Origin of the sequence: Falsirhodobacter xinxiangensis, assembly GCF_004959935.1 — a bacterium.
In the GTDB taxonomy this organism is placed as follows: Bacteria; Pseudomonadota; Alphaproteobacteria; order Rhodobacterales; family Rhodobacteraceae; genus Falsirhodobacter; species Falsirhodobacter xinxiangensis.
On the sequence record NZ_SMYN01000001.1, the window covers coordinates 248,064 to 273,294 of the forward strand.

At 65.7% G+C, this 25,231-nt stretch carries 19 protein-coding genes; 11 read left to right on the plus strand and 8 right to left on the minus strand.

Annotated features, from left to right (window positions below):
• Position 1: 1 nt before the first annotated feature.
• The 3 genes from E2K76_RS01290 to E2K76_RS01300 form a co-directional block, all read right to left on the minus strand.
• Entirely contained in the window at positions 2 to 886 is an 885-nt protein-coding gene (locus tag E2K76_RS01290) for an ABC transporter permease subunit (protein ID WP_136682456.1), read from the minus strand.
• A gap of 7 nt (positions 887 to 893) precedes the next feature.
• Complete coding sequence (locus E2K76_RS01295) at positions 894 to 1,901, minus strand: ABC transporter permease subunit (RefSeq protein ID WP_136682457.1); 1,008 nt, start codon at positions 1,899 to 1,901, stop codon at positions 894 to 896.
• Positions 1,902 to 1,968: 67 nt separating this feature from the next.
• A complete protein-coding gene (locus E2K76_RS01300; protein ID WP_136682458.1) occupies positions 1,969 to 3,567 on the minus strand; it encodes an ABC transporter substrate-binding protein in 1,599 nt (532 codons plus the stop codon).
• A 219-nt stretch (positions 3,568 to 3,786) separates the two neighbouring features.
• Between E2K76_RS01300 and E2K76_RS01305 the strand changes: the two genes are divergently transcribed.
• On the plus strand, positions 3,787 to 4,203 hold the full coding sequence (locus E2K76_RS01305) for a DUF1489 family protein (RefSeq protein WP_136682459.1): 417 nt from the start codon (positions 3,787 to 3,789) through the stop codon (positions 4,201 to 4,203).
• Here the strand turns inward: E2K76_RS01305 and hisG are convergent.
• The 3 genes from hisG to hisS are packed head-to-tail and all read right to left on the minus strand — an operon-like array spanning position 4,200 to position 7,470.
• Positions 4,200 to 4,913, minus strand: coding sequence for an ATP phosphoribosyltransferase (gene hisG / locus E2K76_RS01310; RefSeq protein WP_136682460.1), 714 nt, complete (start codon positions 4,911 to 4,913; stop codon positions 4,200 to 4,202). The genes E2K76_RS01305 and hisG overlap by 4 nt on opposite strands.
• Positions 4,910 to 5,989 (minus strand): ATP phosphoribosyltransferase regulatory subunit, encoded by a 1,080-nt coding sequence (locus tag E2K76_RS01315; RefSeq protein ID WP_136682461.1) that lies wholly within the window; start codon positions 5,987 to 5,989, stop codon positions 4,910 to 4,912. The genes hisG and E2K76_RS01315 overlap by 4 nt, the downstream gene beginning before the upstream one ends.
• The gene (gene hisS, locus E2K76_RS01320; protein ID WP_136682462.1) at positions 5,986 to 7,470 is read right to left on the minus strand and encodes a histidine--tRNA ligase; all 1,485 of its coding nucleotides are present in this window, start codon (positions 7,468 to 7,470) and stop codon (positions 5,986 to 5,988) included. The genes E2K76_RS01315 and hisS overlap by 4 nt, the downstream gene beginning before the upstream one ends.
• Positions 7,471 to 7,520: 50 nt before the next feature.
• Here hisS and E2K76_RS01325 point away from each other — a divergent pair, with 50 nt between their 5' ends.
• The gene (locus tag E2K76_RS01325; RefSeq protein WP_246032848.1) at positions 7,521 to 7,748 is read left to right on the plus strand and encodes a SlyX family protein; all 228 of its coding nucleotides are present in this window, start codon (positions 7,521 to 7,523) and stop codon (positions 7,746 to 7,748) included.
• An 89-nt stretch (positions 7,749 to 7,837) separates the two neighbouring features.
• Complete coding sequence (locus E2K76_RS01330) at positions 7,838 to 8,899, plus strand: AbrB family transcriptional regulator (protein WP_136682463.1); 1,062 nt, start codon at positions 7,838 to 7,840, stop codon at positions 8,897 to 8,899.
• Between the two features lie 66 nt (positions 8,900 to 8,965).
• Here the strand turns inward: E2K76_RS01330 and dnaE are convergent, their stop codons facing one another.
• The gene (gene dnaE / locus E2K76_RS01335) at positions 8,966 to 12,457 is read right to left on the minus strand and encodes a DNA polymerase III subunit alpha (protein WP_136682464.1); all 3,492 of its coding nucleotides are present in this window, start codon (positions 12,455 to 12,457) and stop codon (positions 8,966 to 8,968) included.
• A gap of 211 nt (positions 12,458 to 12,668) precedes the next feature.
• Between dnaE and E2K76_RS01340 the strand changes: the two genes are divergently transcribed.
• The 8 genes from E2K76_RS01340 to E2K76_RS01375 all read left to right on the plus strand — a co-directional run bounded on the left by E2K76_RS01340 (position 12,669) and on the right by E2K76_RS01375 (position 22,710).
• The gene (locus E2K76_RS01340; protein WP_136682465.1) at positions 12,669 to 13,982 is read left to right on the plus strand and encodes a xanthine dehydrogenase small subunit; all 1,314 of its coding nucleotides are present in this window, start codon (positions 12,669 to 12,671) and stop codon (positions 13,980 to 13,982) included.
• The gene (gene xdhB, locus E2K76_RS01345) at positions 13,979 to 16,330 is read left to right on the plus strand and encodes a xanthine dehydrogenase molybdopterin binding subunit (RefSeq protein ID WP_136682466.1); all 2,352 of its coding nucleotides are present in this window, start codon (positions 13,979 to 13,981) and stop codon (positions 16,328 to 16,330) included. The genes E2K76_RS01340 and xdhB overlap by 4 nt, the downstream gene beginning before the upstream one ends.
• Positions 16,323 to 17,270 (plus strand): xanthine dehydrogenase accessory protein XdhC, encoded by a 948-nt coding sequence (xdhC, locus tag E2K76_RS01350; RefSeq protein ID WP_136682467.1) that lies wholly within the window; start codon positions 16,323 to 16,325, stop codon positions 17,268 to 17,270. Before xdhB ends, xdhC begins: the two co-directional genes overlap by 8 nt.
• Positions 17,203 to 18,729, plus strand: coding sequence for an ABC transporter ATP-binding protein (locus E2K76_RS01355; RefSeq protein ID WP_136682468.1), 1,527 nt, complete (start codon positions 17,203 to 17,205; stop codon positions 18,727 to 18,729). Before xdhC ends, E2K76_RS01355 begins: the two co-directional genes overlap by 68 nt.
• Positions 18,716 to 19,795 carry an ABC transporter permease gene (locus tag E2K76_RS01360; RefSeq protein ID WP_136682469.1) on the plus strand — a complete coding sequence of 360 codons (1,080 nt, stop codon included), beginning with the start codon at positions 18,716 to 18,718 and terminating at the stop codon, positions 19,793 to 19,795. The genes E2K76_RS01355 and E2K76_RS01360 overlap by 14 nt, the downstream gene beginning before the upstream one ends.
• A complete protein-coding gene (locus E2K76_RS01365) occupies positions 19,795 to 20,727 on the plus strand; it encodes an ABC transporter permease (RefSeq protein WP_136682470.1) in 933 nt (310 codons plus the stop codon). Before E2K76_RS01360 ends, E2K76_RS01365 begins: the two co-directional genes overlap by 1 nt.
• A 22-nt stretch (positions 20,728 to 20,749) precedes the next feature.
• Positions 20,750 to 21,826 (plus strand): BMP family ABC transporter substrate-binding protein, encoded by a 1,077-nt coding sequence (locus E2K76_RS01370; protein WP_136682471.1) that lies wholly within the window; start codon positions 20,750 to 20,752, stop codon positions 21,824 to 21,826.
• Positions 21,827 to 21,930: 104 nt separating this feature from the next.
• On the plus strand, positions 21,931 to 22,710 hold the full coding sequence (locus E2K76_RS01375) for a GH25 family lysozyme (protein ID WP_136682472.1): 780 nt from the start codon (positions 21,931 to 21,933) through the stop codon (positions 22,708 to 22,710).
• 12 nt (positions 22,711 to 22,722) lie between these two features.
• Here the strand turns inward: E2K76_RS01375 and E2K76_RS01380 are convergent, their stop codons facing one another.
• A complete protein-coding gene (locus E2K76_RS01380) occupies positions 22,723 to 25,197 on the minus strand; it encodes a GcvT family protein (protein WP_136682473.1) in 2,475 nt (824 codons plus the stop codon).
• Between the last annotated feature and the right edge of the window lie 34 nt (positions 25,198 to 25,231).

Sequence of the window (25,231 nt, forward strand, 5' to 3'; positions counted from 1 at the left end):
GTCAGCTCCGCTTCAGTTTCGGGTCCAGCGCGTCGCGCAGACCGTCGCCAACGAGGTTGATCGCCAGCACCGTGATCAGGATCGCAAGGCCGGGGAAGGTCACGACCCACCAGGCGCGCAGGATGAACTCGCGCGCCTCGGCCAGCATGGTGCCCCATTCCGGCAGCGGCGGCTGCGCGCCCATACCAAGGAAACCAAGCGCCGCCGCGTCCAGAACCGCATTGGAGAACGACAGCGTGCCCTGCACGATCAGAGGGGCGACGCAGTTCGGCAGGATCGTCTTGAACATCAGCCGCAGCTTGCCGGCGCCGGAGACGCGCGCGGCCATGACGTATTCCTTGTTCTTTTCCGCCATCACCGCCGCGCGGGTCAGACGGGCGAAGTGCGGCTGCAAGACGATGGCGATGGCGATCATCGCATTCATCAGCCCCGGCCCAAGGATTGCCACCATCACCAGCGCCAGAAGCAGCGACGGAAAGGCAAGGATCACGTCCATGACACGCATGATGACCGCATCGACCCAGCCCCCGAAGAAGCCGGAGATGAGGCCAAGGATGATCCCCCCGAACAGCGCGATGGTCACGACGACCACGCCGATGATCAGCGATTGCTGCGCGCCGAAGATCAAGCGCGAAAGGATGTCGCGGCCCACCGCGTCGGTGCCTAGCAGGAATTGCGACGTGCCGCCCTCCTGCCACGAGGGCGGGGTCAGAAAGAAGTCGCGATACTGGTGCACGGGGCTGTGCGGGGCCAGAACCGGCGCGAAAACGGCAGTGAAGACCAGCAGCGCGAAGACGCACAGGCCGATCACCGCGCCACGGTTTTCGCTGAAATAGAACCAGAACTCGCGCAGCGGTCCGGGGGTGGTTGCAGGTTTCGTCGTCATTTGCCCCTCACGAATGCCGGATGCGCGGGTTGATCACGCCGTAAAGCAGATCGACCAGCAGGTTCACGATCATCACGACCCCCGCCATCAGCAGCAGGCCGCCCTGAACGGATGGGTAATCGCGGCGCGAGATCGAATCGATCATCCATTTGCCGATGCCCGGCCAGGAAAAGATCGTCTCGGTCAGAATCGCGCCGGCCATGACGACGCCGATCTGCAGACCGATGGTGGTGATGACCGGGATCAGCGCGTTGCGCAGCGCGTGGATGCCGACGACGCGGAAGGGCGACATGCCCTTGGCGCGGGCGGTGCGGACGTAATCCTCGGACAGCACCTCCAGCATGGCCGACCGCGACTGGCGCGCGATGACCGCCATCGGGATCGTGGCCAGCACGACGCTTGGCAGGATCAGGTGTCGCAGCGCGGATGTGAATGCCCCGCTCTGCCCCGACATAAGACTGTCGATCAGCATGAAGCCGGTGCCGTTCGGGAAGAAGTAAAGCAGATCGATCCGCCCGGAAACCGGCGTCCACCCCAGCATCCCCGAGAAGAAGATGATGAGCAGCAGACCCCACCAGAAGATCGGCATGGAATACCCGACCAGCGCGGCACCCATCGACACCTGATCGAACACGGACCCGCGCTTGATCGCCGCGAAGACGCCAAGAGGAATGCCGATGATCGTGGCAAGGATGACGGCGCAGAGGCCAAGTTCGACCGTCGCGGGGAACAACGCGAAGAACTCGCCCAGCACCGGGCGGCGCGTCGCCAGCGAGGTGCCGAAATCGCCCTGGAACAGCCCCATGACGAAATCGAGGTATTGCACCACCACGGGCCTGTCATAGCCCAACTGGGCGGTCAGCTGCGCGTGCCGTTCCGGGGTGATCCCCCGCTCGCCCGCCATAAGCAGCACCGGATCGCCCGGCAGCAGCCGAACGAAACTGAATGCGACCACCGTGATCCCGATGAAGGTCGGGATCAGATAGGCCAGCTTGCCAACAAGAAATCTGATCATCGGTTTCCGGAAAGTTGGAGGCGCGCCGGACCAAAGGCCCGACGCGCCGTAAGGTAGAACGGAACGCTTACTCGGCGATATCGACGCCGGTAAAGTTGTGCGTGCCCAGCGGGTCCATGATGTAGCCGGTCACTTTGGACGACATCGGCATGAACACGGTCGAATGCGCCAGCGTGGCCCAGGGGTTCTCGCGCTTGAAGACGACCTGCGCTTCTTCGTAAAGCTTGGTGCGCTCGGCTTGGTCCGAGGTCACCTTGGCCTGTTGCAGCAGGTCGTCGAACTCCTTGTTGCACCATTGGGCGCGGTTCGCACCGCCATCGCCCGTCGCGGCGCAGCCCAGAAGCACGGCAAGGAAGTTGTCCGGATCGCCATTGTCGCCCGTCCAGCCGAGGATCACCGCACCTTCGCGGTTCGGCTCGGTCGATTTCGCCAGATACTCGCCCCATTCATAGGAGACGATGTTCACGTTCACGCCGACGGCTGCGAAATCCGACTGGATCATCTCGGCCACGCGGCGGGCGTTCGGCATGTAGGGACGCTGCACCGGCATCGCCCAGACTTCCATGGTCAGGCCTTCGGCACCCTGTTCGGCCAGGATCGCCTTGGCACCTTCGGGGTCGTAGGGCGTATCCTCGACCGCGTCGTTATAGGACCACATGGTCGGCGGGATCGGGTTCTTGGCGACCGTGCCGGTGCCTTGGAACACGGCGTCCACGATGGCCTGCTTGTTCATCGCCATGTTCAACGCGCGGCGAACCTCGGCATTGTCGAAGGGCGCGACGGTGGTGTTGTAGGCAAGATAGGCGACGTTCAGACCCGGCTGCTCCATCACCTCAAGACTGTCATTGCCCTTCAGCGCCTCGATATCGGCGGGCGCGGGATAGGGCATGATGTGGCATTCGCCCGCTTCCAGACGCTGGCGGCGCACTGCCGGATCGGGGGTGATCGCAAAGACCAGATCGTCGATCTTCTCGCGGCCCTTCCAGTAGTCGTCATGCGCGGCGTAACGGATCACGGCATCGGGCTGGTAAGCGACGAACTTGAACGGCCCGGTCCCGATCGGGGCGGAGTTCAGCGCGGCCATGTTGCCCGAGGCTTCCAGCTGGTCGGCATATTCCTTGGACACGATCGAGGCGAAGCTCATCGCGATATTGGCAAGGAAGGGCGCTTCGGGACGGTTCAGCACGAACTTCACCGTCAGGTCGTCGACCTTCTCGATGTCCTTGATCAGCGTCGGCATTTCCATGCCGTTGTAATATTCATAGCTGATCCCCGGCAGATACTGGTTCCACGGGTGATCGGCAGACGCCTGACGCAGGAACGAAAAGATCACGTCATCGGCGTTCAGATCGCGCGTCGGGGTGAAATAGTCGGTCGTGTGGAATTTCACGCCCGGACGCAGTTTGAAGGTGTATTCCAGCCCGTCTTCCGACACCTCGAAGCTTTCGGCCAGCGAGGGGATGACGTTCGTGGTCCCGAGGTCGAATTCGACCAGACGGTTGTAAAGCGCCTTGCCCGACGCATCGAGCGTGGTGCCAGCCGTATAGGGCGCGGCATCGAACCCTTCGGGCGAGCCTTCCGAGCAATAGACCAGCGTTTTGGCATGGGCCCCGGCTGCGGCCATCACCGCAAGCGTGGACGCCGCCAGAAGATGGGCGAACTTCATGAATGAACCTCCAGTATTGGCGCGGGTGGGCCCGCTGCCGTTCTTGTGATCGGGAAGATTGCGGAATGATTTTCGCATTTCCCCCCGAATGCAAGGCGCATTACCCCCGGCAAAGGTGTCAGACAAGTCGATTTTCGGCAAAATGATGCGGCAGCGACAAGTTGACGTAGCGTAAAGCCCGCATTGCCCGGCGCGCGCGGGAAGGTTATTTCACCCGCCATGACAGTCAATCTTCTGAAACTTTGCGTCGGGGCCGAAAAGGTCGAAGACCTTGTCCATTGGCAGCGCACGCGCTGGCAGGGCGAGGCGCCGCGCCACGTCACCCGCATGTGGCCCAAACGCGAGGCCGAGCTTCTGGAGGGCGGTTCGCTTTACTGGGTTTTCAAGGGCTTGGTGCTGGCACGGCAATCCCTGACCGGGCTGGAACGCGTGGAGGGCGCGGATGGAATCGCCCGCTGCGCCCTGATCCTCGATCCGCGAATCGTTCGGACCGAGGCGCAGCCGCGCCGGGCGTTTCAGGGGTGGCGCTATCTCGACCCCAAGGACGCCCCTGCCGATCTGCCCGAGGGGCGCGACGAGGAGGAGTCCCTGCCCCCCGCGCTGGCCAAGGCGCTGGCCGAAATGGGGCTGCGCTAGGCCGGTCCGAAGGCGTCGGGGGCCGACAGGCCCAGCTTGCCCATCAGCTCCGCCATCGCAGGGGCCGCATCCCAATTCGCCGCGCGCGAGGCGAACAGCGTCGCCTGCGACTTATGCACCACCGCATCTTCCAGTATCTTCAGATGGTTGGCGCGCAGCGTCTCACCGGTCGAGGTGATGTCGGCGATCGCTTCGGCGGTCAGGTTGCGGATCGTGCCCTCGGTCGCGCCCTGGCTGTCGACAAGCTGGTAATCCGCGATGCCGTTCTCGGTCAGGTAATCGCGGACCAGCCGGTGATACTTGGTCGCGATCCGCAGCCGGAACCCATGCGTGCGGCGGAAGCTGGATGCTGCCGCATCCAGATCGTCCAGCGTGTCCACATCCACCCAGCAGGCCGGGACCGCGATGATCAGGTCCGCATGGCCGAAGCCAAGCGGCGCAAGTTCGACCACCTGCATCGCCCAATCCGCCAGCTTGTCGCGCACGAGGTCCGAGCCCGTGACGCCCAGATGGATGCGCCCCGCCGCCAACTCGCGCGGGATCTCTCCCGCCGACAGCATCACGAGTTCGATCCCGTCCACGCCCTCGACCGCGCCGGAATACTCGCGCTCCGCCCCGTCGCGGCGCATGGCGACTCCGCGCGCGCCGAACCAGTCGAAGGTCTTCTCCATCAGCCGCCCCTTGGACGGCACGCCGATCTTCAACATCACGCGGCCCTCAACTCTGCGACCATGTGCGGGCGCACGATGCCGCCCACCGCCGGAATCGACCGCCCCTGCCCCAGCACCTTCGTCAGCGCGTCATAGCGCCCACCCGACGCGACCGGCGGCAAGCCCCGGTCCGCCGCGTGAAAGCTGAAGACGAAGCCGTCGTAGTATTCCAGCGTGGCCCGGCCATGCGTCACCTCGAACGGCAGGGTGTCGGTGTCGATCCCCCGCGCCCGCAGCGCACGCAGACGGTCCGCGAATCGGTCCACCGCATCGCCGATCTGGGGCAGATCGACCTCCATGTCGCGCAAACGTTCAAGAGCCTCGGTCGCCGGGCCGGACAAGGTCAGCAGATCGTCCAGCGCCGCAGCCTCTCGTGTCGGAATCGGCGCGGTGCCGGCATCCTCGGCCAGCGCCTTCACACGGGCTGCGATCTCCTCCAGCCCACGCAAGCCGATCTGCGGACCAGACTTGGGCAGCTTGCCCGACTCGATGGCCTGAAGCAGCCGCGTGCGGGCGGGATGGGGCGGAACCTTGCCGGAAAAGCGGTCCAGCAGCAGGCGGAACCGCTTGGGACGCCAGACATGGCGCAACAGCGCCGCGCGCCGCGTTTCGGTCGTGGAAAGCCCACGGACCGCCGCGGTGAGGATACCGATATCCCCCGTCGCGGGCGTCAGGTGCAGCCCTTCCAGAAGCGTGGCGAAAAGCGCGAACACCTCGGCATCCGCCTCCTCGGGGGCGGTGCGGTCGAACACCTCGAACCCGACCTGAAGGTATTCCGAGGCGCGGGGCAGCAGGTGGTCCTGCTTGCGGAACACCTCGCCCATATAGGTGTAGCGCGCGGGGTCCGCCCCATGCGCCATATGGGTCTGCACCACCGGAACGGTGAAATCCGGGCGCAGCATCATCTCGCCGCGCAGGGGGTCCTGCGTGACATAGGCGCGGGCGCGGATATCCTCGCCATAAAGGTCCAGCAGGGTTTCGGCTGGCAGCAGAATATCGGCCTCCACCGGCTCCGCCCCTGCGGCGCGAAAGGCGGCAAACAGCCGCTCGGCCTCGGCCCGCGTTTCGGCTTTCATGAAAGCATCTTCCGAACCTCGGCCACCAGATCGGCGCGGGGGATTTCAACCTGTGCGGGGCGGGACTTCCACTCCTCAAGGCTCGCGCCCTCGGCGATCTTCGCGCCAAGGATCAGGTCCTTCAGGATGACGCTTCCCTTCGCCGCCTCGTCCCCGCCCTGGATGACAGCGACGGGAGACTGGCGTTTGTCGGCATATTTCAACTGGTTGCCGAAGTTCTTTGGATTGCCCAGATAGACTTCGGCCCGGATACCCGCGTTGCGCAGATCGGCGGCCATGGCCATGTAATCGGCCATCCGGTCACGATCCATGACGGTGACGACGACCGGACCCTGCGCCTCGGTCCCCATGCGGCCCTTGGCCCGCAGCGCGGCCAGCAGACGGTCCACACCGATGGACACGCCGGTCGCGGGCACGGATTGGCCCGTAAAGCGCTTGACCAGATCGTCATAACGTCCGCCGCCCGAAACCGAGCCGAACTGACGCTTGCGGCCCTTTTCGTCGAGGATTTCGAAGGTCAGCTCCGCCTCGAACACCGGCCCGGTATAGTAACCCAGACCGCGCACCACCGACGGATCGACCTCGATCCGGTCGGAGCCATAGCCCTGGCGGTCGAGCAGTTCCGCGATCTGCTCAAGCTCCTGCACGCCTTCGAGGCCGACGACCGAAGCGCCGACGAGTTCGCGCAGCCGGTTTGCTGTGTCGGCACCGGTCGCACGCTTGGCTGACATGAAGCCCATGACCACCTCGGCCTGCTCGGCCGACAATCCCGCGCCCTTGGTGAAATCGCCGCTCTCGTCCCGCCGCCCTTCGCCCAGCAGCGCGCGGACCCCCGCATCGCCCAGACGGTCCAGCTTGTCGATGGCGCGCAGGACGATCCCGCGTTCGTCCACGAAACGGTCGGGGTCGGAGGGGTCCAGAACGCCCGCAACCTCCATCACGCCGTTCAGAACCTTGCGGTTGTTGACCCGCACCAGATAGTCGCCACGCGGAATGCCGACCGTTTCCAGCGCATCCGACAGCATCGCGCAAATCTCGGCATCCGCCGCGACGGACGCGGTGCCAACCGTATCGGCGTCGCACTGATAGAACTGGCGGAAACGCCCCGGCCCCGGCTTTTCATTGCGCCAGACCGGACCCATCGCGTAACGGCGGTAAGGGCTGGGGAGGTCGTTGCGGAACTGCGCGGCGACCCGGGCCAGCGGTGCGGTCAGGTCGTAGCGCAGGGCCAGCCACTGCTCGTCCTCGTCCTGCCAGCCGAAGACGCCTTCATTCGGGCGGTCGACGTCGGGCAGGAACTTGCCCAGCGCCTCGACCGTCTCCACCGCCGACGTCTCCAGCGGATCGAAGCCATAGCGATGATAAACCTCGGCGATGGCATCGAGCATGGCCTTGCGTTCGGTGACGTCTGGGCCGAAATAGTCACGGAAACCCTTGGGGGCTTCAGCGCGCGGGCGGCGGGGGGACTTGTCCTTGGCCATGATCGGAGCCTTCGCTATTCTTCGCACATGGGCCTTATCGGATGGGGCGCATGGCGGCAAGCCGCGAGGGGCAGATGGACCGGACTGAGAAGCTGGAAGAACAGATCGCGCATCTGACACGCACGGTGGACGAGTTGTCCGAGATCGTCGCCCGGCAGGAACGCGAGCTTGCATTGACGACCCGGCGCGTCGGGCTCCTACTGGAGCGCGAGGCCGAACGGCAGGCGGACGAGGGTGGGACGATCCCGCTGGCCGACCAGCGCCCGCCGCACTGGTAGAGCGCCCTCGGGGGGCATCGAGCCCCCGCTCGGGCGCGGCCGCAGCGGCGGCCCTTGCGCTTTATCCGCAGCGGTGGTCTGAGAGGCCCATGCAGGCGTTTCGCAAAATCGACTGGATCTCGACCCTGACGACCCTTGCAATCGGGTTCGCAGGGGGCACCCTGGCGCATGCGCTGCATCTGCCGCTCGCCTATCTGATGGGATCGCTGCTGGCCGTGGGAATAACGGCCGCGCTGGAACTGAGACCCTTCAAACGCACCGTCTTCGTTCCGCCGACATTGAGGATGATCTTCATCCCCATCATCGGCGTCGCCATCGGCGGCAACTTCACCCCGCAGGTGCTGGCGCAGATGCCCGGCTGGTGGCCCAGCCTTCTGGCGCTGCTGCTTTACATCCCGCTGGCGCATTGGCTCGGCTATCGCTTCTATCGCCGTTTCGGGCCGCTGCCCCCCGCCACCGCCTATTTCGGCGCGGTTCCGGGCGGGCTGATCGAATCCGTCATGCTGGGCGAGGAAGCGGGCGCCGATCCCCGCCTGCTGGTTCTGCTGCAATTCCTGCGACTGATCCTCACGATCTTCCTCGTGCCGCTGGCCTTTCTGGTGCTGACCGACATCCATGTGGCCGCAGGCATGCCGATGAAGGGCGGCGGGTCGATGACGCTGGCCGATCTTGCGATTCTGACGGCGGCCGGCGTCACCGGGGTGTTGATCGCGACCCGTCTGCGCTTCCCCGCCGCGCCGATGACGGGGGCGATTGCCATGTCCGCCATCGTCCATATCGCCGGGTTCACCGATGCCACGCCCCCCGGTTGGGCGATCGCCGGAACGCAGATGGTGGTCGGAACCGTGCTCGGCGCGCGGTTTGCCGGCCTTCCCCGCGCGCATCTGTGGCTGGCCGGACGCCTTGCATTCATCAACGTGGCCATGGGGCTGGCACTCGCCTCGCTCTTCGCGTTCGTGCTGTCGCACCTGACCGCCCTGCCCGCACCGGCGATCTTCCTCGCCTTCGCCCCCGGTGGCCTGACCGAGATGAGCCTCATCGCCCTTTCGATCCAGCTCAGCGTCGTTTACGTGACCGCCCACCATGTCGCCCGCATCGTGCTGAGCGTGACGGTCGCCAAAGCCTTCGCGCACCGCATCCCGAAAGGGTGACGCCTGCCGCAAGGCAGGCCGCGGGGCTCGACGGCATCGCAGATGCCCGAGAGCGTCGCGCCCCCGCTACAGATCCTCGACCAGCACCACGCCCTGCATCGCCTTGATCGCGCCTTTGATCTGCGGCGTCACGGGGTACCGCTCGCGCAGCCGCAGGTCGATCTCGCGCCCATCGGGATCGGTCACGCAGAACACGATCTCACCCCGCCCCCGTGCGCCCGCTTCCACCCTTGCGAACAGCGCGGCGACCGACGCAGCAGCTTCGGCCCGGTCCAGATGCACCCGGAACCCCTTGCCGCCGCCCTGCGCCGCGACCGAATCGATATCCTCGACCGCCCGCGCCAGAAGCTTCAGCGTGTCGCCCTCCAGATTCGCCTCGACCGTCAGGACCACGTTCTTCCCGGGCTCCAGCAGATCGCGCGCCTGTTCCAGCGTGTCGGAAAACACCGTCACCTCGTAAAGCCCGGTCGGGTCCGAAAGCTGAACGAAGGCGAAGCGGTTGCCCTTGGCCGACTTCCGCTCCTGCCGGGAGCTGACCGAACCCGCCAGCTTCGCCACCATCGCCCCCCGCTCCGCCGCCACCGTCAGCGCCGACAGCGTCATCACGTTCTTGCGGTTGATCGCCGCCATGTAATCGTCCAGCGGGTGCCCGGACAGATAAAAACCGATGGCCTTCATCTCCTCGGCCAGCCGCTCCACCGGCAGCCAGTCGTCGCGCGATCCCATGCGCGGCTCGGGCAGGTCGTCCCCCGCCTCGCCGAACAACGACACTTGGGTCGAAGCCTTCGCATCATGGATCGCCGCCGAATAAGCGACGAGCCCGTCCAGCGCGTCGAAGACCCGCGCGCGGTTGGCGTCCAGCACATCGAACGCACCCGCCCGCACCAGCATCTCCATCGGGCGCTTGCCGACGCGCTTCAGATCCACCCGCCGCGCCAGATCGAACAGCGTCGCGAACGGACGCTCGCCGCGCCCAGCGACGATCATCTTCATCGCCTCGACGCCCACGTTCTTCAACGCGCCAAGGCCATAGACCAGCTTGCCATCCTTCACGCTGAACGTGGCAAGCGAGCGGTTGACGCAAGGCGGAACCGTCTCGATCCCCAGCTTGTCGACCTCGCGCTTATAGACCGCCAGCTTGTCGGTCAGGTCGATATCGCAGTTCATGACGCCAGCCATGAACTCGACCGGATGGTTCGCCTTCAGCCAGCCGGTCTGATAACTGACGACCGCATAGGCCGCCGCGTGCGACTTGTTGAAGCCATAGTTGGCGAATTTTTCCAGCAGGTCGAAGACTTCGCCGGCCTTCTTCGCGTCGATCTTGTGGGTGTCCGCCGCGCCCTTGATGAACTTCGGGCGTTCCTTCGCCATCTCCTCGGCGATCTTCTTGCCCATCGCACGGCGCAGCAGGTCGGCCCCGCCTAGGCTGTATCCGCCCATGACCTGCGCGATCTGCATCACCTGTTCCTGATAGACGATGATACCCTGCGTCTCGGCCAGGATGAAGTCGATGGTCGGGTGGATCGACTCCAACTCCCGCAGCCCGTTCTTCACCTCGCAATAGGTCGGAATATTCTCCATCGGGCCGGGGCGATACAGCGCCACCAGCGCGACGATGTCTTCGATGCAGGTCGGTTTCATGCGCCGCAGCGCATCCATCATCCCCGAGCTTTCGACCTGAAACACCGCGACCGTCTTTGCCGCCGCATAAAGGTCATAGGTCGCCTTGTCGTCCAGCGGGATATGGCCGATGTCGTTCTCGGCCCCCTTGGCGGGCTCATACAGCACTCGCCCATCCGCCGCCTCGTGAAGCTGCCGCCCGCCGCCGCGGATCAGGTCGATCGCGTTCTGGATCACGGTCAGCGTCTTCAGGCCAAGGAAGTCGAACTTCACCAGCCCCGCCGCCTCGACCCATTTCATGTTGAACTGCGTCGCGGGCATGTCCGAACGCGGGTCCTGATACAACGGCACCAGCGCGTCCAGCGGGCGGTCCCCGATCACCACACCTGCCGCGTGGGTCGATGCGTTCCGCAGCAGCCCCTCGACCTGCTGGCCATAGTTCAGGAGGCGCGCGACCACCTCTTCCTTCGCCGCCTCGCGCAGGCGCGGCTCGTCCGCCAGCGCCTTGGTGATCGAAACGGGCTTCACGCCTTCGACGGGGATCATCTTGGACAGACGGTCCACCTGCATGAACGACATCTGCAAGACGCGCCCCACGTCGCGCACCGCCGCCTTGGACAGCAGCGCGCCGAAGGTGATGATCTGCCCCACCTTGTCGCGGCCGTATTTGCCCTGGACGTAGCGGATGACCTCCTCGCGCCGGTCCATGCAGAAGTCGATGTCGAAGTCGGGCATGGACACCCGTTCGGGGTTCAGGAACCGCTCGAACAGAAGTGCATAACGCAATGGGTCCAGGTCTGTGATCGTCAGCGCATAGGCCACGAGGCTGCCTGCCCCCGACCCCCGACCCGGCCCCACGGGAATCTGGTGATCCTTGGCCCATTTGATGAAGTCGGCGACGATCAGGAAGTAGCCGGGAAAGCCCATCTTCTCGATGATGCCCAGCTCGAAATCCAGCCGTGCGTTATATTCCTCGACCGGCGCGGCATGGGGGATCACGGCCAGCCGCGCCTCCAGCCCCGCACGGGCCTGGCGGCGAAGCTCCTCCACCTCGTCCTCGGCAAAGCGCGGCAGGATCGGCGCGCGTTTCGCCGCCTTGAAGGCACAGCGGCGTGCGATCTCCACCGTGTTCTCCAGCGCCTCGGGCAGGTCGGCGAACAGGGCGCACATTTCGGCTTCGGTCTTGAAATAGTGCTGCGGCGTCAGGCGGCGGCGCGGCTGCTGCTGATCGACATAAGCGCCCTCGGCGATGCAGATCAGCGCGTCATGCGCCTCATACATCTCGGCCTTGGGGAAATAGACGTCGTTCGTCGCGACCAGCGGGATCGCCATGTCATAGGCCATCTCGACATGGCCGCGCTCCGACAGCGCCTCGGCGTCGGTCAGCCGCCCACCCTCGCCCGGATGACGCTGAAGTTCGACGTAAAGACGGTCCGGGAACATCGCAGCCATCCGGCGCAGCGTCGCTTCCGCCTTGCCTCGCTGCCCGTTCCTCAACTGCCGCCCCAAAGGCCCGTCCGGCCCGCCCGTCAGGCAGATCAGCCCGGCCGAATGCGTCGCCAACTCCTCCATCGTGACCTGCGGAAGCTGGCCGCCCTTGTCCACATACAGGCACGAGGACAGCTTCATCAGGTTCATATACCCCGCCTCGTCCTGCGCCAGCAGGACCACCGGCGCGGGCGGCACGGGTTTTTCCCCGATCGCCGCCGTCTCGTAGGCAAGCGAGATCTGGCAGCCGACGATGGGCTGTACCCCCGCGCCGCTGGCGGTCACGGAAAACTCCAGCGCGGCGAACATGTTGTTCGTATCGGTCACGGCAACGGCGGGAATGCTCTGGGCGGCGCACAGGCCGACCAGTTTCTTGACCGGCACCGCGCCTTCCAGCAGCGAATATTCGGTATGGACGCGAAGGTGGACAAAGCGGACGGGATTCGACATGGGTATGAGCCTATCCGACGCGCAATGCGGGCGAAAGACCGCCGCGCTTTTCGGCAGGAAAAGAAACTCCTTCAGGAAACACAGGAAACGCCGTGCTTGCCATATGGCCCGCGCAGGCGCTTGATGGTCTGATCGCAGCAATGGCGCGCCGTGCTTTACGCCGCATCGGGCAGCCGCGCCAGGCAACGAAAAGACCGCGGCGGATGACGACATGGAGATCGCGTTTCACCTTAACGGAACGCCCGTCCGGCTGGACGCCCCACCCACCCGAACGCTTCTGGACTGGCTGCGCGAGGATCGCGGCCTGTGCGGCACCAAGGAGGGCTGCAACGAAGGCGACTGCGGTGCCTGCACGGTCATGGTCACGGATGAGGGCGGGGCCAAGGCGCTGAACGCCTGCCTCCTGTTCCTGCTGCAGCTTGACGGCAAGGCGGTCCGCACCGTCGAAGGCATCGCCGCGCCGGACGGCACGCCCCACCCGGTGCAGCAGGCGATGGTCGATCACCACGGCAGCCAGTGCGGCTTCTGCACGCCGGGCTTCGTGATGTCGATGGCGGTCGCGCATTGCACGGGCCGGACGGATCATGACGACGTGCTGGCGGGGAATCTGTGCCGCTGCACCGGATATGCGCCGATCATCCGCGCCGCGCAGGCTGCCGAGGGTGCGCCCGCGCCGTGGCTGGCCGACAGCGCCAAGACGCACCCCGTATCCGTGGACGATCTTGCCGCCGCCTATGCCGCCCGCCCCGACGCCACTTTGATCGCCGGGGCCACCGATGTCGGCCTGTGGGTGACAAAGGACCTGCGCGATCTGCCGGACCCGATCTTTTTGAACCGCGTCACGGACCTTGCGCGGATCGAGATGGGCGAGAGCATCCGTATCGGCGCGGGTGTCACCATCGCCGCCCTGCGCGATGCGATGCGGGACGTGCATCCCTCCTTTGCCGAGATGCTGCGCCGCTATGCCTCGGTCCAGATCCGCAACGCCGCGACCATCGGCGGGAATATCGCCAACGGCTCGCCCATCGGCGACGGGCCGCCCGCGCTGATCGCTTTGGGCGCGACCCTGCATCTGCGCCAAGGGAACGCGCGGCGCGAGATGCCGCTGGAGGATTTCTTCCTCGATTACCGCAAACAGGACCGCCGCCCCGGAGAGTTCGTGGAGGCCGTGACCATTCCGCGTCACGCGCCCGCGCTCCGCTGCTACAAGATTTCGAAGCGGTTCGATCAGGACATCTCGGCCGTTTGCGGCTGTTTCAACGTGACCGTCGAGGGCGGCATCGTCACCGCCGCCCGCATCGCCTTCGGCGGCATGGCGGGCATTCCGAAACGCGCGACGAACGTGGAAAATGCGCTGATCGGCAAACCGCTGACCGCCGACGCCCCGTTCGAGGCCGACTTCACCCCCCTGTCCGACATGCGGGCCAGCGCCGATTACCGCCTGACCGTCGCGCGCAACCTGCTGCGCCGCTATGTCCACGACCTTGCCGGCGATCCGGTTTCGGTGCTGGAGGTCCAGCCATGATGGGCAAGGCCCTGCCGCATGACGCGGCCCCGCTGCATGTTTCGGGCGCGGCGCGCTATGTCGATGACATTCCGGTGCCAGCGGGAACGCTGCATCTGGCCTTCGGGCTGTCCACCGTGGCGCATGGGGATATCCTTTCGATGGACCTGTCGGCGGTCCGGGATGCGCCCGGCGTCGTCGCTGTGATCGACGATCTGGACCCGATGCCCGACTGCTCGCCCTCGATCGGGGACGAGCCGCTTCTGGCGGTCGGGCGGGTCCATTATGTCGGCCAACCGTTGTTCATCGTCGTGGCGGAAAGCCATCTGGCCGCCCGCAAGGCCGCCCGCCTTGGCCGCGTCGAATATGCCGAACTGCCCGCGATCCTGACCGTAGATCAGGCCATGGCCGCGAACAGCCGGTTCGAGAACGGCCCGGTCATCTGGCAGAAGGGCGAGATCCCGCCCGCGCCCCATACCGTTTCCGGCAGCATGGAGGTCGGCGGGCAGGAACATTTCTATCTTGAAGGGCAGATCGCGCTGGCCTTGCCGCAGGAAGGCGGCGACATGGTCATCCACTCCTCGACCCAGCATCCGACGGAAATCCAGCACAAGGTTGCCCACGCCCTGCACGTCCCCATGAACGCCGTGCGGGTCGAGGTGCGGCGCATGGGCGGCGGCTTTGGCGGCAAGGAATCGCAGGGCAACGCGCTGGCCATCGCCTGCGCGGTTGCAGCGCGCGCGACGGGACGGCCCTGCAAGATGCGCTATGACCGCGACGACGACATGGTCATCACCGGCAAGCGCCATGACCTGCGGATCGAATACCGCGCGGGGTTCGACGATGACGGCCGCATCACCGGGGTCGAGTTCCGCCACCTGTTCCGCTGCGGCTGGTCGCAGGACCTGTCGCTGCCCGTCGCCGACCGCGCGATGCTGCATGCCGACAACGCCTATTTTCTGCCCGCCGTGCGGATCGAAAGCCACCGTCTGCGCACCAATACGCAAAGCGCCACCGCCTATCGCGGCTTCGGCGGCCCGCAAGGCGTCATCGGGATCGAGCGGGTGATGGACCACATCGCCCACACCCTTGGCATGGACCCGTTGGAGGTCCGCCGCCGCAACTTCTATCGCGCGATGGGCCATGCGCCGGCCCCCGCGCCGCAACACCCGCAGGCCAGCACGCCCGAGCTGACCTCGCAAGCCGCCGAGGGAGTGCCGCATTCCGCCCCGAAGCCCGACCCCGGCACGGCGCAGACCACGCCCTATCACATGCCGGTCGAGGATTTCATCGGCCACGAACTGGTGGCAAAGCTGGCCGAAACCTCGGATTACCAAGAACGGCGCAAGGCCATCGCGGAGTGGAACGCGAAGAACCCGATCCTGAAGCGCGGCATCGCGCTGACGCCGGTGAAGTTCGGGATCTCCTTCACGCTGACATGGCTGAACCAGGCAGGGGCGCTGGTGCATGTGTATCAGGACGGCTCGGTCCACCTGAACCATGGCGGCACGGAAATGGGGCAAGGGCTGTTCCAGAAGGTCGCGCAGGTCGCGGCGGGCGTCTTCGGGATCGACACGGCGCAGGTGAAGATCACGGCCACCGACACGGGCAAGGTGCCGAACACATCCGCCACCGCCGCATCCTCGGGGTCGGACCTGAACGGCATGGCGGTCAAGGCCGCGTGCGAGACGCTGCGTGATCGGATGGCGGCGTTTCTGGGCGAACGGCACCAGACCACGGGCGTCGCCTTCAAGGACGGGCGCGTGACGGTGGGCGGCGCCGATTACAGCTTTGCCGAGGTTGCGGCGCTGGCCTATCAGGCCCGTGTGTCGCTGTCGGCAACCGGCTTCTATGCCACGCCCAAGATCACATGGGACCGGCTGCGCGGTCAGGGCCGCCCGTTCTTCTATTTCGCCTATGGTGCGGCGGTGACCGAGGTGGTGATCGACACCCTGACCGGGGAAAACCGCATCCTTCGCACCGACATCCTGCACGACACCGGCAGCAGCCTGAACCCCGCGCTGGACATCGGCCAGATCGAGGGCGGATATGTTCAGGGCGCGGGCTGGCTGACGACCGAGGAACTGGTCTGGGATGACAAGGGCCGTCTGCGGACCCATGCGCCCTCGACCTATAAAATCCCCGCCTGTTCCGACCGCCCGCGCGATTTCCGCGTGGCGCTGTGGGGCCGTCCGAACCCCGAGGACAGCATCGGCAGGTCCAAGGCAGTGGGCGAGCCGCCCTTCATGCTGGGAATCTCGGCGTTCATGGCGATCTCGGATGCGATTGCGTCCTGCGGTGCGCGGTATCCGGCGCTGGGCGCGCCAGCGACGCCGGAACGCATCCTGAAGGCGCTGCGCCATGTTTGACCGCAGCGAACTTGCCGCCGCCATCGCGCGGCACGGGCCAGTCATGCGCGTCGTCATCGCCGCCCATGACGGATCGTCCCCGCGCGAGGTGGGTGCGGCGATGCTGGTCTGGGACGGTGGCACCCTTGGCACCATCGGCGGCGGCGCGCTGGAATGGGAGGCGATCCGCGCAGCGCGCGCGGGCCGCACGGGGCTGACCCGACACGCGCTTGGCCCCGCGCTGGGCCAGTGCTGCGGCGGCGCGGTGACGCTTCTGACCGAACGCTATGACTCGGTGCCGGACGGCCCTGTGATCGCGCGCGGGCCGGGGGAAATGCCGCTGGCGGTGAAGCGGATGGTCGCCATCGCCCGCAATCAGGGCGTCCTGCCCCTGCCCGGGCTGGTGCAGGGCTGGATGGTCGAACCCGAGGCGCGGGCGGAACGCGAGCTTTGGATCTGGGGCGCGGGCCATGTGGGCCGGGCGCTGGTCGATGTCATCGCGCCCCTGCCCGGTTTTGCGATCACTTGGATCGACACGTCCGAGGATCGCTTTCCCGAACGCAGCTACACCACCCGCCTCTGGGCCGCCGACCCCGCGCGGCTGGTGCCCCATGCGCCGAAGGGGGCCGAGCACTTGATCCTGACCTATTCCCACGCGCTGGATCTGGAAATATGCCACCGCCTTCTGGGCCACGGCTTCGCCTTCGCCGGGCTGATCGGGTCGCAGACGAAATGGGCGCGGTTCCGAAGCCGCCTCGCCGTGCTGGGCCATGACCCGGACCGGATCACATGTCCCATAGGTGACACTGCCCTTGGAAAACACCCGCAGGCCATTGCCATTGGCGTGGCAGCACAACTATTGAGCAAAAACAAAGCCGAGACGGAGATCGCGGATGACGGGGAGCGAAATTCTGACCGTGGAGGGCCTGACCAAGGCCTATCCCGGCGTGGTGGCCAATAGCGACGTATCCTTCAAGATCCGTCCGGGCGAGGTTCACGCGCTGCTGGGCGAGAATGGCGCAGGCAAGTCCACGCTGGTCAAGATGATCTATGGCCTCGTGAAACCCGATGCGGGACGGATGAGCCTGCGCGGGCAGGACTATGCCCCGGCGGAACCTTCGGTCGCGCGGTCCTTGGGCGTCGCGATGGTGTTCCAGCATTTTTCCCTGTTCGACGCGCTGTCGGTGGCGGAAAACGTCGCGCTGGGCATGGAAAACCCGCCCAAGCTGCGCGAGTTGGCCGCCCGCATCCGCAAGGTGTCGCAGGATTACGGCCTGCCGCTGGACCCGGACCGCATGGTCGGCGATCTGTCGGCGGGCGAACGGCAGCGGGTAGAGATCGTCCGCTGTCTGCTTCAGGACCCCAAGCTCCTGATCATGGACGAGCCGACATCCGTCCTGACCCCGCAGGAGGTGGACATCCTATTCCAGACCCTGCGCCAGCTTGCACGCGAGGGGACCGCGATCCTCTATATCAGTCACAAGCTGGAGGAGATCCGCAGCCTGTGCGACGAGGCGACGATCCTTCGCCGCGGCAAGGTGGTCGCCACCTGCACCCCGCGCGAGAAGACGGCGCGGGAACTGGCCGAACTGATGGTCGGCACCATGCTGACCCCGCCGGAACGGTCGGCCAAGCCCAAGGGCGAGGTCGCACTGGAGGTGGCGGGGCTGTCGGTGGCATCCCCGATCCCCTTTGGCACGACACTGAAGAACGTCACCTTCACCGTCCGCAAGGGCGAGGTTCTGGGCATCGCGGGCGTCGCGGGCAACGGGCAGGACGAACTCCTGCTCGCGCTGAACGGCGAGTTGCGGACGTCGCCCTCGGCGGTAAAGATCGCGGGTGTGCCGGTCGGTGCCGCAGGTCCGATCCAGCGGCGCAAGGCGGGCATGGTGTCCGCGCCGGAAGAACGGCTGGGCCACGCGGCGGCGCCCGACATGAGCCTTGTCGAAAACGCGCTGCTGTCGGGGTCGGTCCGCAAGGGGCTGACGCGCAGCGGCTTTATCGACTGGGCGGGCGCGCGCCGTTTTGCCGAAGGGATCGTGCAGCAATTCGACGTGCGCACGCCGGGAACGGATGTGGCGGCACGGTCGCTTTCGGGCGGGAACCTGCAGAAATTCGTGGTGGGGCGTGAATTGTCGCAGGCCCCGACCGTCATCGTCATCAACCAGCCGACATGGGGCGTGGACGCGGCAGCCGCGGCGTCGATCCGGCAGGCGATCATCGACCGCGCAGCGGATGGGGCGGCGGTGGTCGTCATCAGCCAGGATCTGGACGAACTGCTGGAGATCGCGGACAGCTTCGCCGCGCTGAACGAAGGGCGGCTGACAGCGCCGCGCCCCACCCAAGGGCTGACGATGGACCAGATCGGCCTGATGATGGGCGGCGCACACGGAATGGAGGTCGCCCATGCTGAGGCTTGAGAAACGCGCATCGCCCTCGCGCGCATGGGGCATGGCGACGCCGGTTCTGGCGGTCGTGCTGACCATGATCGCGGGCGGCATCATGTTCGCCATCCTTGGCAAGAACCCGGTCGAAGCGATCCGCACGATCTTCTGGGACCCGCTGTTCAACCCGCAATTCGCCTCCTACAGCCGTCCGCAGCTTCTGGTGAAGGCGGGGCCGCTGATTCTGATCGCGGTCGGCCTGTCGCTGGGTTTTCGCGCGGGTATCTGGAACATCGGGGCCGAGGGGCAATACATCATCGGCGCCATCACCGGCGCGGCGGTGGGGCTGGCCTTCTATCCGATGGGGGGATGGTTCATCTTTCCGCTGATGGTTATTGCGGGCGCTTTTGGCGGTTTCCTATGGGCGATGATCCCGGCGGTGCTGCGGACGGTGTTCCGCACCAATGAGATTCTGGTCAGCCTTCTGCTGGTCTATGTCGCGCAATCGCTGCTGTCGTCCATGGCGTTGGGCGCCTTGCGCAACCCGCAAGGCGGCGGCTTTCCCGGATCGCGCAACCTGTCGCAATATCCCGCCGCCGCGAACCCCGAATTGATCGCCGGAACCGGGATGCATTGGGGCGTGGTGGCAAGCTTCATCGCGGTCACCTTCGCCTATATCCTGCTGCAACGGCACATGCTGGGCTTTTCGATCCGGCTGGCGGGGCAAGCGCCGCGGGCAGCGCGGTTCGCGGGCGTGTCGCCCACGCGGCTGGTGATCCTGTGCCTTGGCATCTCCGGGGCGCTGGCTGGCCTTGCCGGGCTGTTCGAGGTGACGGGTCCGGCGGGTCAGATAAGCATCGACTTCGCCAGCGGTTACGGTTTCACGGCGATCATCGTCGCGTTCCTTGGGCGGCTGAACCCGGTGGGCATCCTGCTGGCGGGGCTGCTGATGGCGCTGACCTATATCGGCGGGGAACTGGCGCAGTTCATGCTGGGCCTGCCCGCCGCCGCCATTCAGGCGTTTCAGGGGATGCTGCTGTTCTTCCTGCTGGCCGTCGATCTTCTGTCGAATTACCGCATCCGCATCGGGAGGGCGCAGTGATGGATCTTGGTGGTATCAACCCGGCGGTCCTGATCGCATCGCTGATGGTCGCGTCGGTTCCGATCATGCTGGCCGCGCTGGGCGAGCTGGTGGTGGAAAAGGCCGGCGTTCTGAACCTCGGGGTCGAGGGGATGATGATCATCGGCGCGGTCATGGGCTTTGCCGTGGCCGTGAACACGGGCAGCCCCCTTGCCGGGTTCCTTGGCGGTGCGGCGGGGGGCGCGATCCTCAGCCTGATCTTTGCGCTGCTGACGCAATATCTGCTGGCCAATCAGGTGGCGACGGGCCTTGCGCTGACGCTGTTCGGGCTGGGGCTGTCCAGCCTGATCGGTCAGGGCTATGTCGGCATCCGCCCGCCGCTGACGGGGGCGGTTCCGCTGGGGCCGCTGGCCGATATTCCCGTGGTGGGGCGCATCCTGTTCCGGCATGACTGGATGGTCTATGGCTCGCTGGTCATGGTCGCGGCCACATGGGCGGTGCTGAAATTCACCCGCATCGGCCTTATCCTGCGCGCGGTGGGGGAAAACCACGAGGCCGCCCATGCGCTTGGTTACAAGGTGCGGCGCATCCGGGTGCTGGCGATCTGCTTCGGCGGCGCGATGGCGGGTCTGGGCGGTGCCTACATCAGCCTGATCCGCGTGCCGCAATGGACGGACGGCATCACCTCAGGCGCGGGCTGGATCGCACTGGCCATCGTGGTGTTCGCCAGCTGGAAGCCGTGGCGCGTGTTGCTCGGCGCCTATCTTTTCGGCGGCATCACAGTGCTGCAACTGAACCTTCAGGCGGCGGGCGCGCGAATCCCGGTCGAGTATTTGTCGATGTCGCCCTACCTGATAACGATACTGGTATTGGTCATCATGTCCTCGGGACGCGGGCGGATCGCTGCGGCCGCACCTGCATCCTTGGGCAAGAATTTTCACGCCTCGCGCTGAGGCTTTCCTTGGGGAGTTACACATGAAGAAACTGCTTCTTGCCACCGCGGCCACCTTGGCCATCGCGGGTGGCGCTTCGGCGCAGGGGATGGACAAGGTCAAGGCCTGCTTCGTCTATGTCGGCCCGATCGGCGACGGCGGCTGGACCTTTCAGCACGATCAGGGCCGTCTGGCCGTGATCGAGGAATTCGGCGACCGCGTCGATGCATCGACCTATCAGGAATCGGTGCCCGAGGGTGCGGATGCCGAACGCGTGCTGACCCAGATGGCGCTGTCGGGCTGCAACATCATCTTCACCACCTCGTTCGGGTATATGGACCAGACGAACAACGTCGCGGCCAAGTTCCCGAACGTGAAGTTCGAACACGCCACCGGCTACAAGCGCGACCATGCGAACGTGTCCACCTATGACGCGCGTTTCTATGAAGGCCGCGCGGTCATGGGCACCATCGCGGGCCACATGACCGAATCCAACAAGATCGGCTATATCGGCTCCTTCCCGATCCCCGAGGTGATCCAGGGCATCAACTCCAGCTTCATCGCCGCGCGCAAGGTGAACCCGGACGTCACCATGTCGGTCGTCTGGGCGTATACCTGGTTCGACCCGGCGAAAGAGGCGGATGCAGCCAAGGCGCTGATCGAACAGGGCGTGGACGTCATCCTTCAGCACACCGATTCTACCGCCCCGCTGGCCGAGGCTGCCAAGACCGAAGGCGTGATCGGCTTCGGGCAGGCCTCTGACATGACCGAGTTCAAACCGAGCCCGCGCGTGTCGTCGATCATCGACAACTGGGCACCCTATTACATCGAACGGATCGGCGCACTGCTGGACGGCACCTATGAGCAGAAGGCCACCTGGGCCGGGATTGCCGAAGGCGAGGTCGAGATCGGCGAGATCACCGACGCCGTCCCGGCCGAGGTCAAAGCCGCTGCCGAAGCGGTGCGCGACGCCATCGTGGGCGGTCAACACCCCTTCACCGGCCCGCTGAACAAGCAGGACGGCTCGGCCTGGCTGGCCGAGGGCGAGACGCCCGAAGATGGCGATCTGGCCGGCATGAACTTCTATGTCGAAGGCATCACGGGCAGCATCCCGCAATGATCCCCGGCCCCGGCGCGTCCAATCGGCGCGCCGGGCCACAAACCGGGTGACTGGGAATCCGTTTCACGCGAAAAGGCGGATGTGATTCGCCTTTCAGGATTTCCATGACGCCCCTTCGATTGCTTGCCCTTTGCGGGCTTGTGCTGCTTGCCGCCTGTGGCGCGCGCGGCCCCCAGCCGGTCCCCGGCATTCCCCAGCCCTTCGGCGATGCCGCCCCGTGGAACTGGCGCGGACGGCATGTGCCCGCCGCCTATGCCGTGCATGGCATCGACGTGGCGCGGTATCAGTCCAGCGTGGATTGGTTCGCGGCCAGCGGGTCGGGCGTGCGTTTCGCCTTCGTCAAGGCGACCGAGGGTGGCGACTACCGCGACCCGATGTTTGCCACCCATCTGGCGGGCGCGCGCGCGGCGATTGTTCCGGTCAGCGCCTATCACTACTATTACTTCTGCCGGACGCCGGACGAACAGGCGGCTTGGTTCATCGCCAACTATCCGCGTCACCGGGGCGATCTGCCGCCGGTGCTGGACATGGAATGGACGCCGACCTCGCGCACCTGCACGCTGCGCCCGCCGCCCGAAGTGGTGCGGATGCAGGCCGCCCGCTTCTCGTCCCTGCTGGAGGCGCATTACGGCCAGCGCCCGATCATCTATTCCACCGTCGATTTCTTCCGCGAAAACGAGATGTGGCGCGTGGGCGGGCATGACTTCTGGCTGCGGTCCGTCGCGGGCCACCCGCGCGAGGTGCATCCGGGCCATGATTGGCAGTTCTGGCAATATACCGGCACCGGCCTGATCCCCGGGATCGGGGGTCAGGTGGATATCAACGCCTTCCGCGGAAACGAGCAGGAGTGGCAGACCTGGCTGCAACTCCGCCGTGTCAGGTAAGAGGGGCGTGCGCTAACCGTCGATGCGGATGCGGGCGTTCTGGGGATCGAAGGGCGAATCCTCGGTGACGACCGCATCATACAGTTCGCGGAACATCCGCACCTTCAGCTTCGTCCCGACTTCCGCAAGGTCGGGACGGACGTAACCCATCCCGATCTGCTTGCCGAAGGCCACCGAATACCCGCCCGAGGTCAGACGCCCGACCTTCACGCCATCCAGCACCAGCGCCTCTTTTCCCCACGGATCGGCATCCGCCGGCCCGTCGATCAGCAGCGTCACGCATTTGCTGCGGATGCCGGTATCCAGCATCGCCTGCTTACCCTCGAACTCCTTGGACAGATCGACGAAACGGTCGAGGCCCCCTTCCAGCGGCGTGGCATCGCGCCCCAGATCGGACCCAAAAGCGCGATAGGATTTTTCCTGCCGCAGCCAGTTCTGCGCCCGCGCGCCGACAAGCTTCAACCCGTGATGCGCACCTGCGACCATCAACTTGTCCCAGAGGTAACGCCCGAACTCGATCGGATAGTGCAGCTCGTAGCCCAGCTCGCCGGTATAGGCGACGCGGATGGCGTTGACGGGGCACATGCCCAGTTCGATCCGTTTGGCCGAAAGCCACGGGAAGCGTTTGTTCGACAGCGCCGTCGCCGGGTCGGCATCCTTGATCAACTCGCGCAGGATGTCGCGCGACTTCGGTCCGGCCAGGGCATAGACGCCCCACTGGGTCGTCACGTCATGGATCTCGACCTCGTGCCCTTCGGCCGATTTGCGCAGGTAATCGGCGTCATAGGCCGTCCATGCCCCGGCCGAGATGATGTAGTATTCGTCCTCGGCCAAACGCACGATGGTGTATTCCGTCCGCACCGTCCCCTGCGGCGTCAGCGCATAGGTCAGGTTGATGCGCCCCACCTTCGGCAGCTTGTTGCAGGTGAAGTGATCAAGGAACGCCGTCGCCCCCTTGCCCCGCACCAGATGCTTGGTGAAGGCCGAAGCGTCGATCAGCCCCGCCGTCTCGCGCAGCGCCCGCGCCTCGGATTCCGCATATTTCCACCACGCGCCGCGGCGGAAGGACCGCGAGTCATGGTCGTTGAACCCTTCGGGGGCATAGTAGTTCGGACGCTCCCACCCGTTCACCTGCCCCATCTGCGCGCCAAGCGCGATCTGGCGGTCATAGGCGGGTGCGGTGCGCAGCGGGCGGCAAGCCTCGCGTTCCTCGTCCGGGTGGTGAAGGATGAAGACGTGGTCGTAGCATTCCTCGTTCTTGCGCGCCGCATATTCGGTCGTCATCCAAGAGCCGTAGCGTTTGGGGTCGAGGCTGGCCATGTCGATCTCGGCCTCCCCCTCCACCATCATCTGCGCGAGGTAGTAGCCCGTGCCGCCCGCCGCCGTGATGCCGAACGAGAACCCTTCGCACAGCCACATGTTGCGCAGCCCCGGCGCGGGGCCGACCAGCGGGTTGCCGTCGGGGGTATAGCAGATCGGGCCGTTGAAATCGTCCTTCAGCCCCACCGTTTCCGACGACGGAATCCGGTGCAGCATCGAGGTGTATTCCTCCTCGATCCGCTCCAGATCCAGCGGGAACAGATCGGCGCGGAAGCTGTCCGGCACCTCGAATTCGAACCGCGCGGGCGCGCCCTTCTCATAGGGGCCGAGAATCCAGCCGCCGCGTTCCTCGCGCACATACCATTTGGCGTCGGCGTCGCGCAGGACGGGGTGTTCGGGATTGCCGGCGGCTCTCCAGTCCAGCAGCGCCTTGTCCGGCTCGGTCACGATGAACTGGTGTTCCACCGGAATCGCGGGGATCTTGATGCCCAGCAGACGCGCCGTGCGCTGGGCGTGGTTGCCGGTGCAGGTCACGACATGTTCGGCCCGGATCTCGAACTTTTCGTCCGAGGGGACCAGATAGCCGCCCTTTTCCACCATCCGCGAACAGGACACGATCCATTCGCTGCCCGTCCACTTATAGCCGTCCACCTGCACCTTGCGCTCGATATGCACGCCCCGTTGCCGCGCGCCCTTGGCCATGGCCTGCGTCACGTCGGCGGGGTTGATGTAACCGTCCTGCGGGTGGAACAGCGCACCCTTCAGATCGTCGGTGCGCAGAAGCGGCCAGCGCTCCTTGATCTGCGCAGGCGTCAGGAATTCGTGATACACATCCGCCGTTTCCGCCACCGAGGAATACAGCATGTATTCGTCCATCCGCGCGTCGGTCTGCGCCATCCGCAGGTTGCCCACCACCGCGAAACCGGCGTTCAGGCCCGTCTCCGACTCCAGCGATTTATAGAAATCGACCGAGTATTTGTGGATGTGGGTCGTCGCATAGCTCATGTTGAACAGCGGCAGCAGACCGGCGGCATGCCATGTCGATCCGCTGGTCAGCTCGTCGCGTTCGACCAGCATCGTGTCCCAGCCCGCTTTGGCAAGGTGATAGGCGACGCCCGCTCCGACGGCACCGCCGCCGACGACAAGGGCTTTGACATGGGTTTTCATCGGGGACTCCGGGCTATTGGCTTCCCCATTCTTG

Bases quoted from the DNA above. Each gene is read 5' to 3' on its own strand.
- E2K76_RS01330 (WP_136682463.1), top strand. From the start codon at position 7,838: ATGCAGGCGTTTCGCAAAATCGACTGGATCTCGACCCTGACGACCCTT.
- E2K76_RS01295 (WP_136682457.1), bottom strand. From the start codon at position 1,901: ATGATCAGATTTCTTGTTGGCAAGCTGGCCTATCTGATCCCGACCTTC.
- E2K76_RS01315 (WP_136682461.1), bottom strand. From the start codon at position 5,989: ATGAAAGCCGAAACGCGGGCCGAGGCCGAGCGGCTGTTTGCCGCCTTT.
- E2K76_RS01325 (WP_246032848.1), top strand. From the start codon at position 7,521: ATGGCGGCAAGCCGCGAGGGGCAGATGGACCGGACTGAGAAGCTGGAA.
- xdhC (WP_136682467.1), top strand. From the start codon at position 16,323: ATGTTTGACCGCAGCGAACTTGCCGCCGCCATCGCGCGGCACGGGCCA.
- dnaE (WP_136682464.1), bottom strand. From the start codon at position 12,457: ATGTCGAATCCCGTCCGCTTTGTCCACCTTCGCGTCCATACCGAATAT.
- hisS (WP_136682462.1), bottom strand. From the start codon at position 7,470: ATGGCCAAGGACAAGTCCCCCCGCCGCCCGCGCGCTGAAGCCCCCAAG.
- E2K76_RS01305 (WP_136682459.1), top strand. From the start codon at position 3,787: ATGACAGTCAATCTTCTGAAACTTTGCGTCGGGGCCGAAAAGGTCGAA.
- E2K76_RS01340 (WP_136682465.1), top strand. From the start codon at position 12,669: ATGGAGATCGCGTTTCACCTTAACGGAACGCCCGTCCGGCTGGACGCC.
- E2K76_RS01300 (WP_136682458.1), bottom strand. From the start codon at position 3,567: ATGAAGTTCGCCCATCTTCTGGCGGCGTCCACGCTTGCGGTGATGGCC.
- E2K76_RS01290 (WP_136682456.1), bottom strand. From the start codon at position 886: ATGACGACGAAACCTGCAACCACCCCCGGACCGCTGCGCGAGTTCTGG.
- E2K76_RS01370 (WP_136682471.1), top strand. From the start codon at position 20,750: ATGAAGAAACTGCTTCTTGCCACCGCGGCCACCTTGGCCATCGCGGGT.
- E2K76_RS01355 (WP_136682468.1), top strand. From the start codon at position 17,203: ATGACGGGGAGCGAAATTCTGACCGTGGAGGGCCTGACCAAGGCCTAT.
- xdhB (WP_136682466.1), top strand. From the start codon at position 13,979: ATGATGGGCAAGGCCCTGCCGCATGACGCGGCCCCGCTGCATGTTTCG.
- E2K76_RS01360 (WP_136682469.1), top strand. From the start codon at position 18,716: ATGCTGAGGCTTGAGAAACGCGCATCGCCCTCGCGCGCATGGGGCATG.
- E2K76_RS01375 (WP_136682472.1), top strand. From the start codon at position 21,931: ATGACGCCCCTTCGATTGCTTGCCCTTTGCGGGCTTGTGCTGCTTGCC.
- E2K76_RS01380 (WP_136682473.1), bottom strand. From the start codon at position 25,197: ATGAAAACCCATGTCAAAGCCCTTGTCGTCGGCGGCGGTGCCGTCGGA.
- E2K76_RS01365 (WP_136682470.1), top strand. From the start codon at position 19,795: ATGGATCTTGGTGGTATCAACCCGGCGGTCCTGATCGCATCGCTGATG.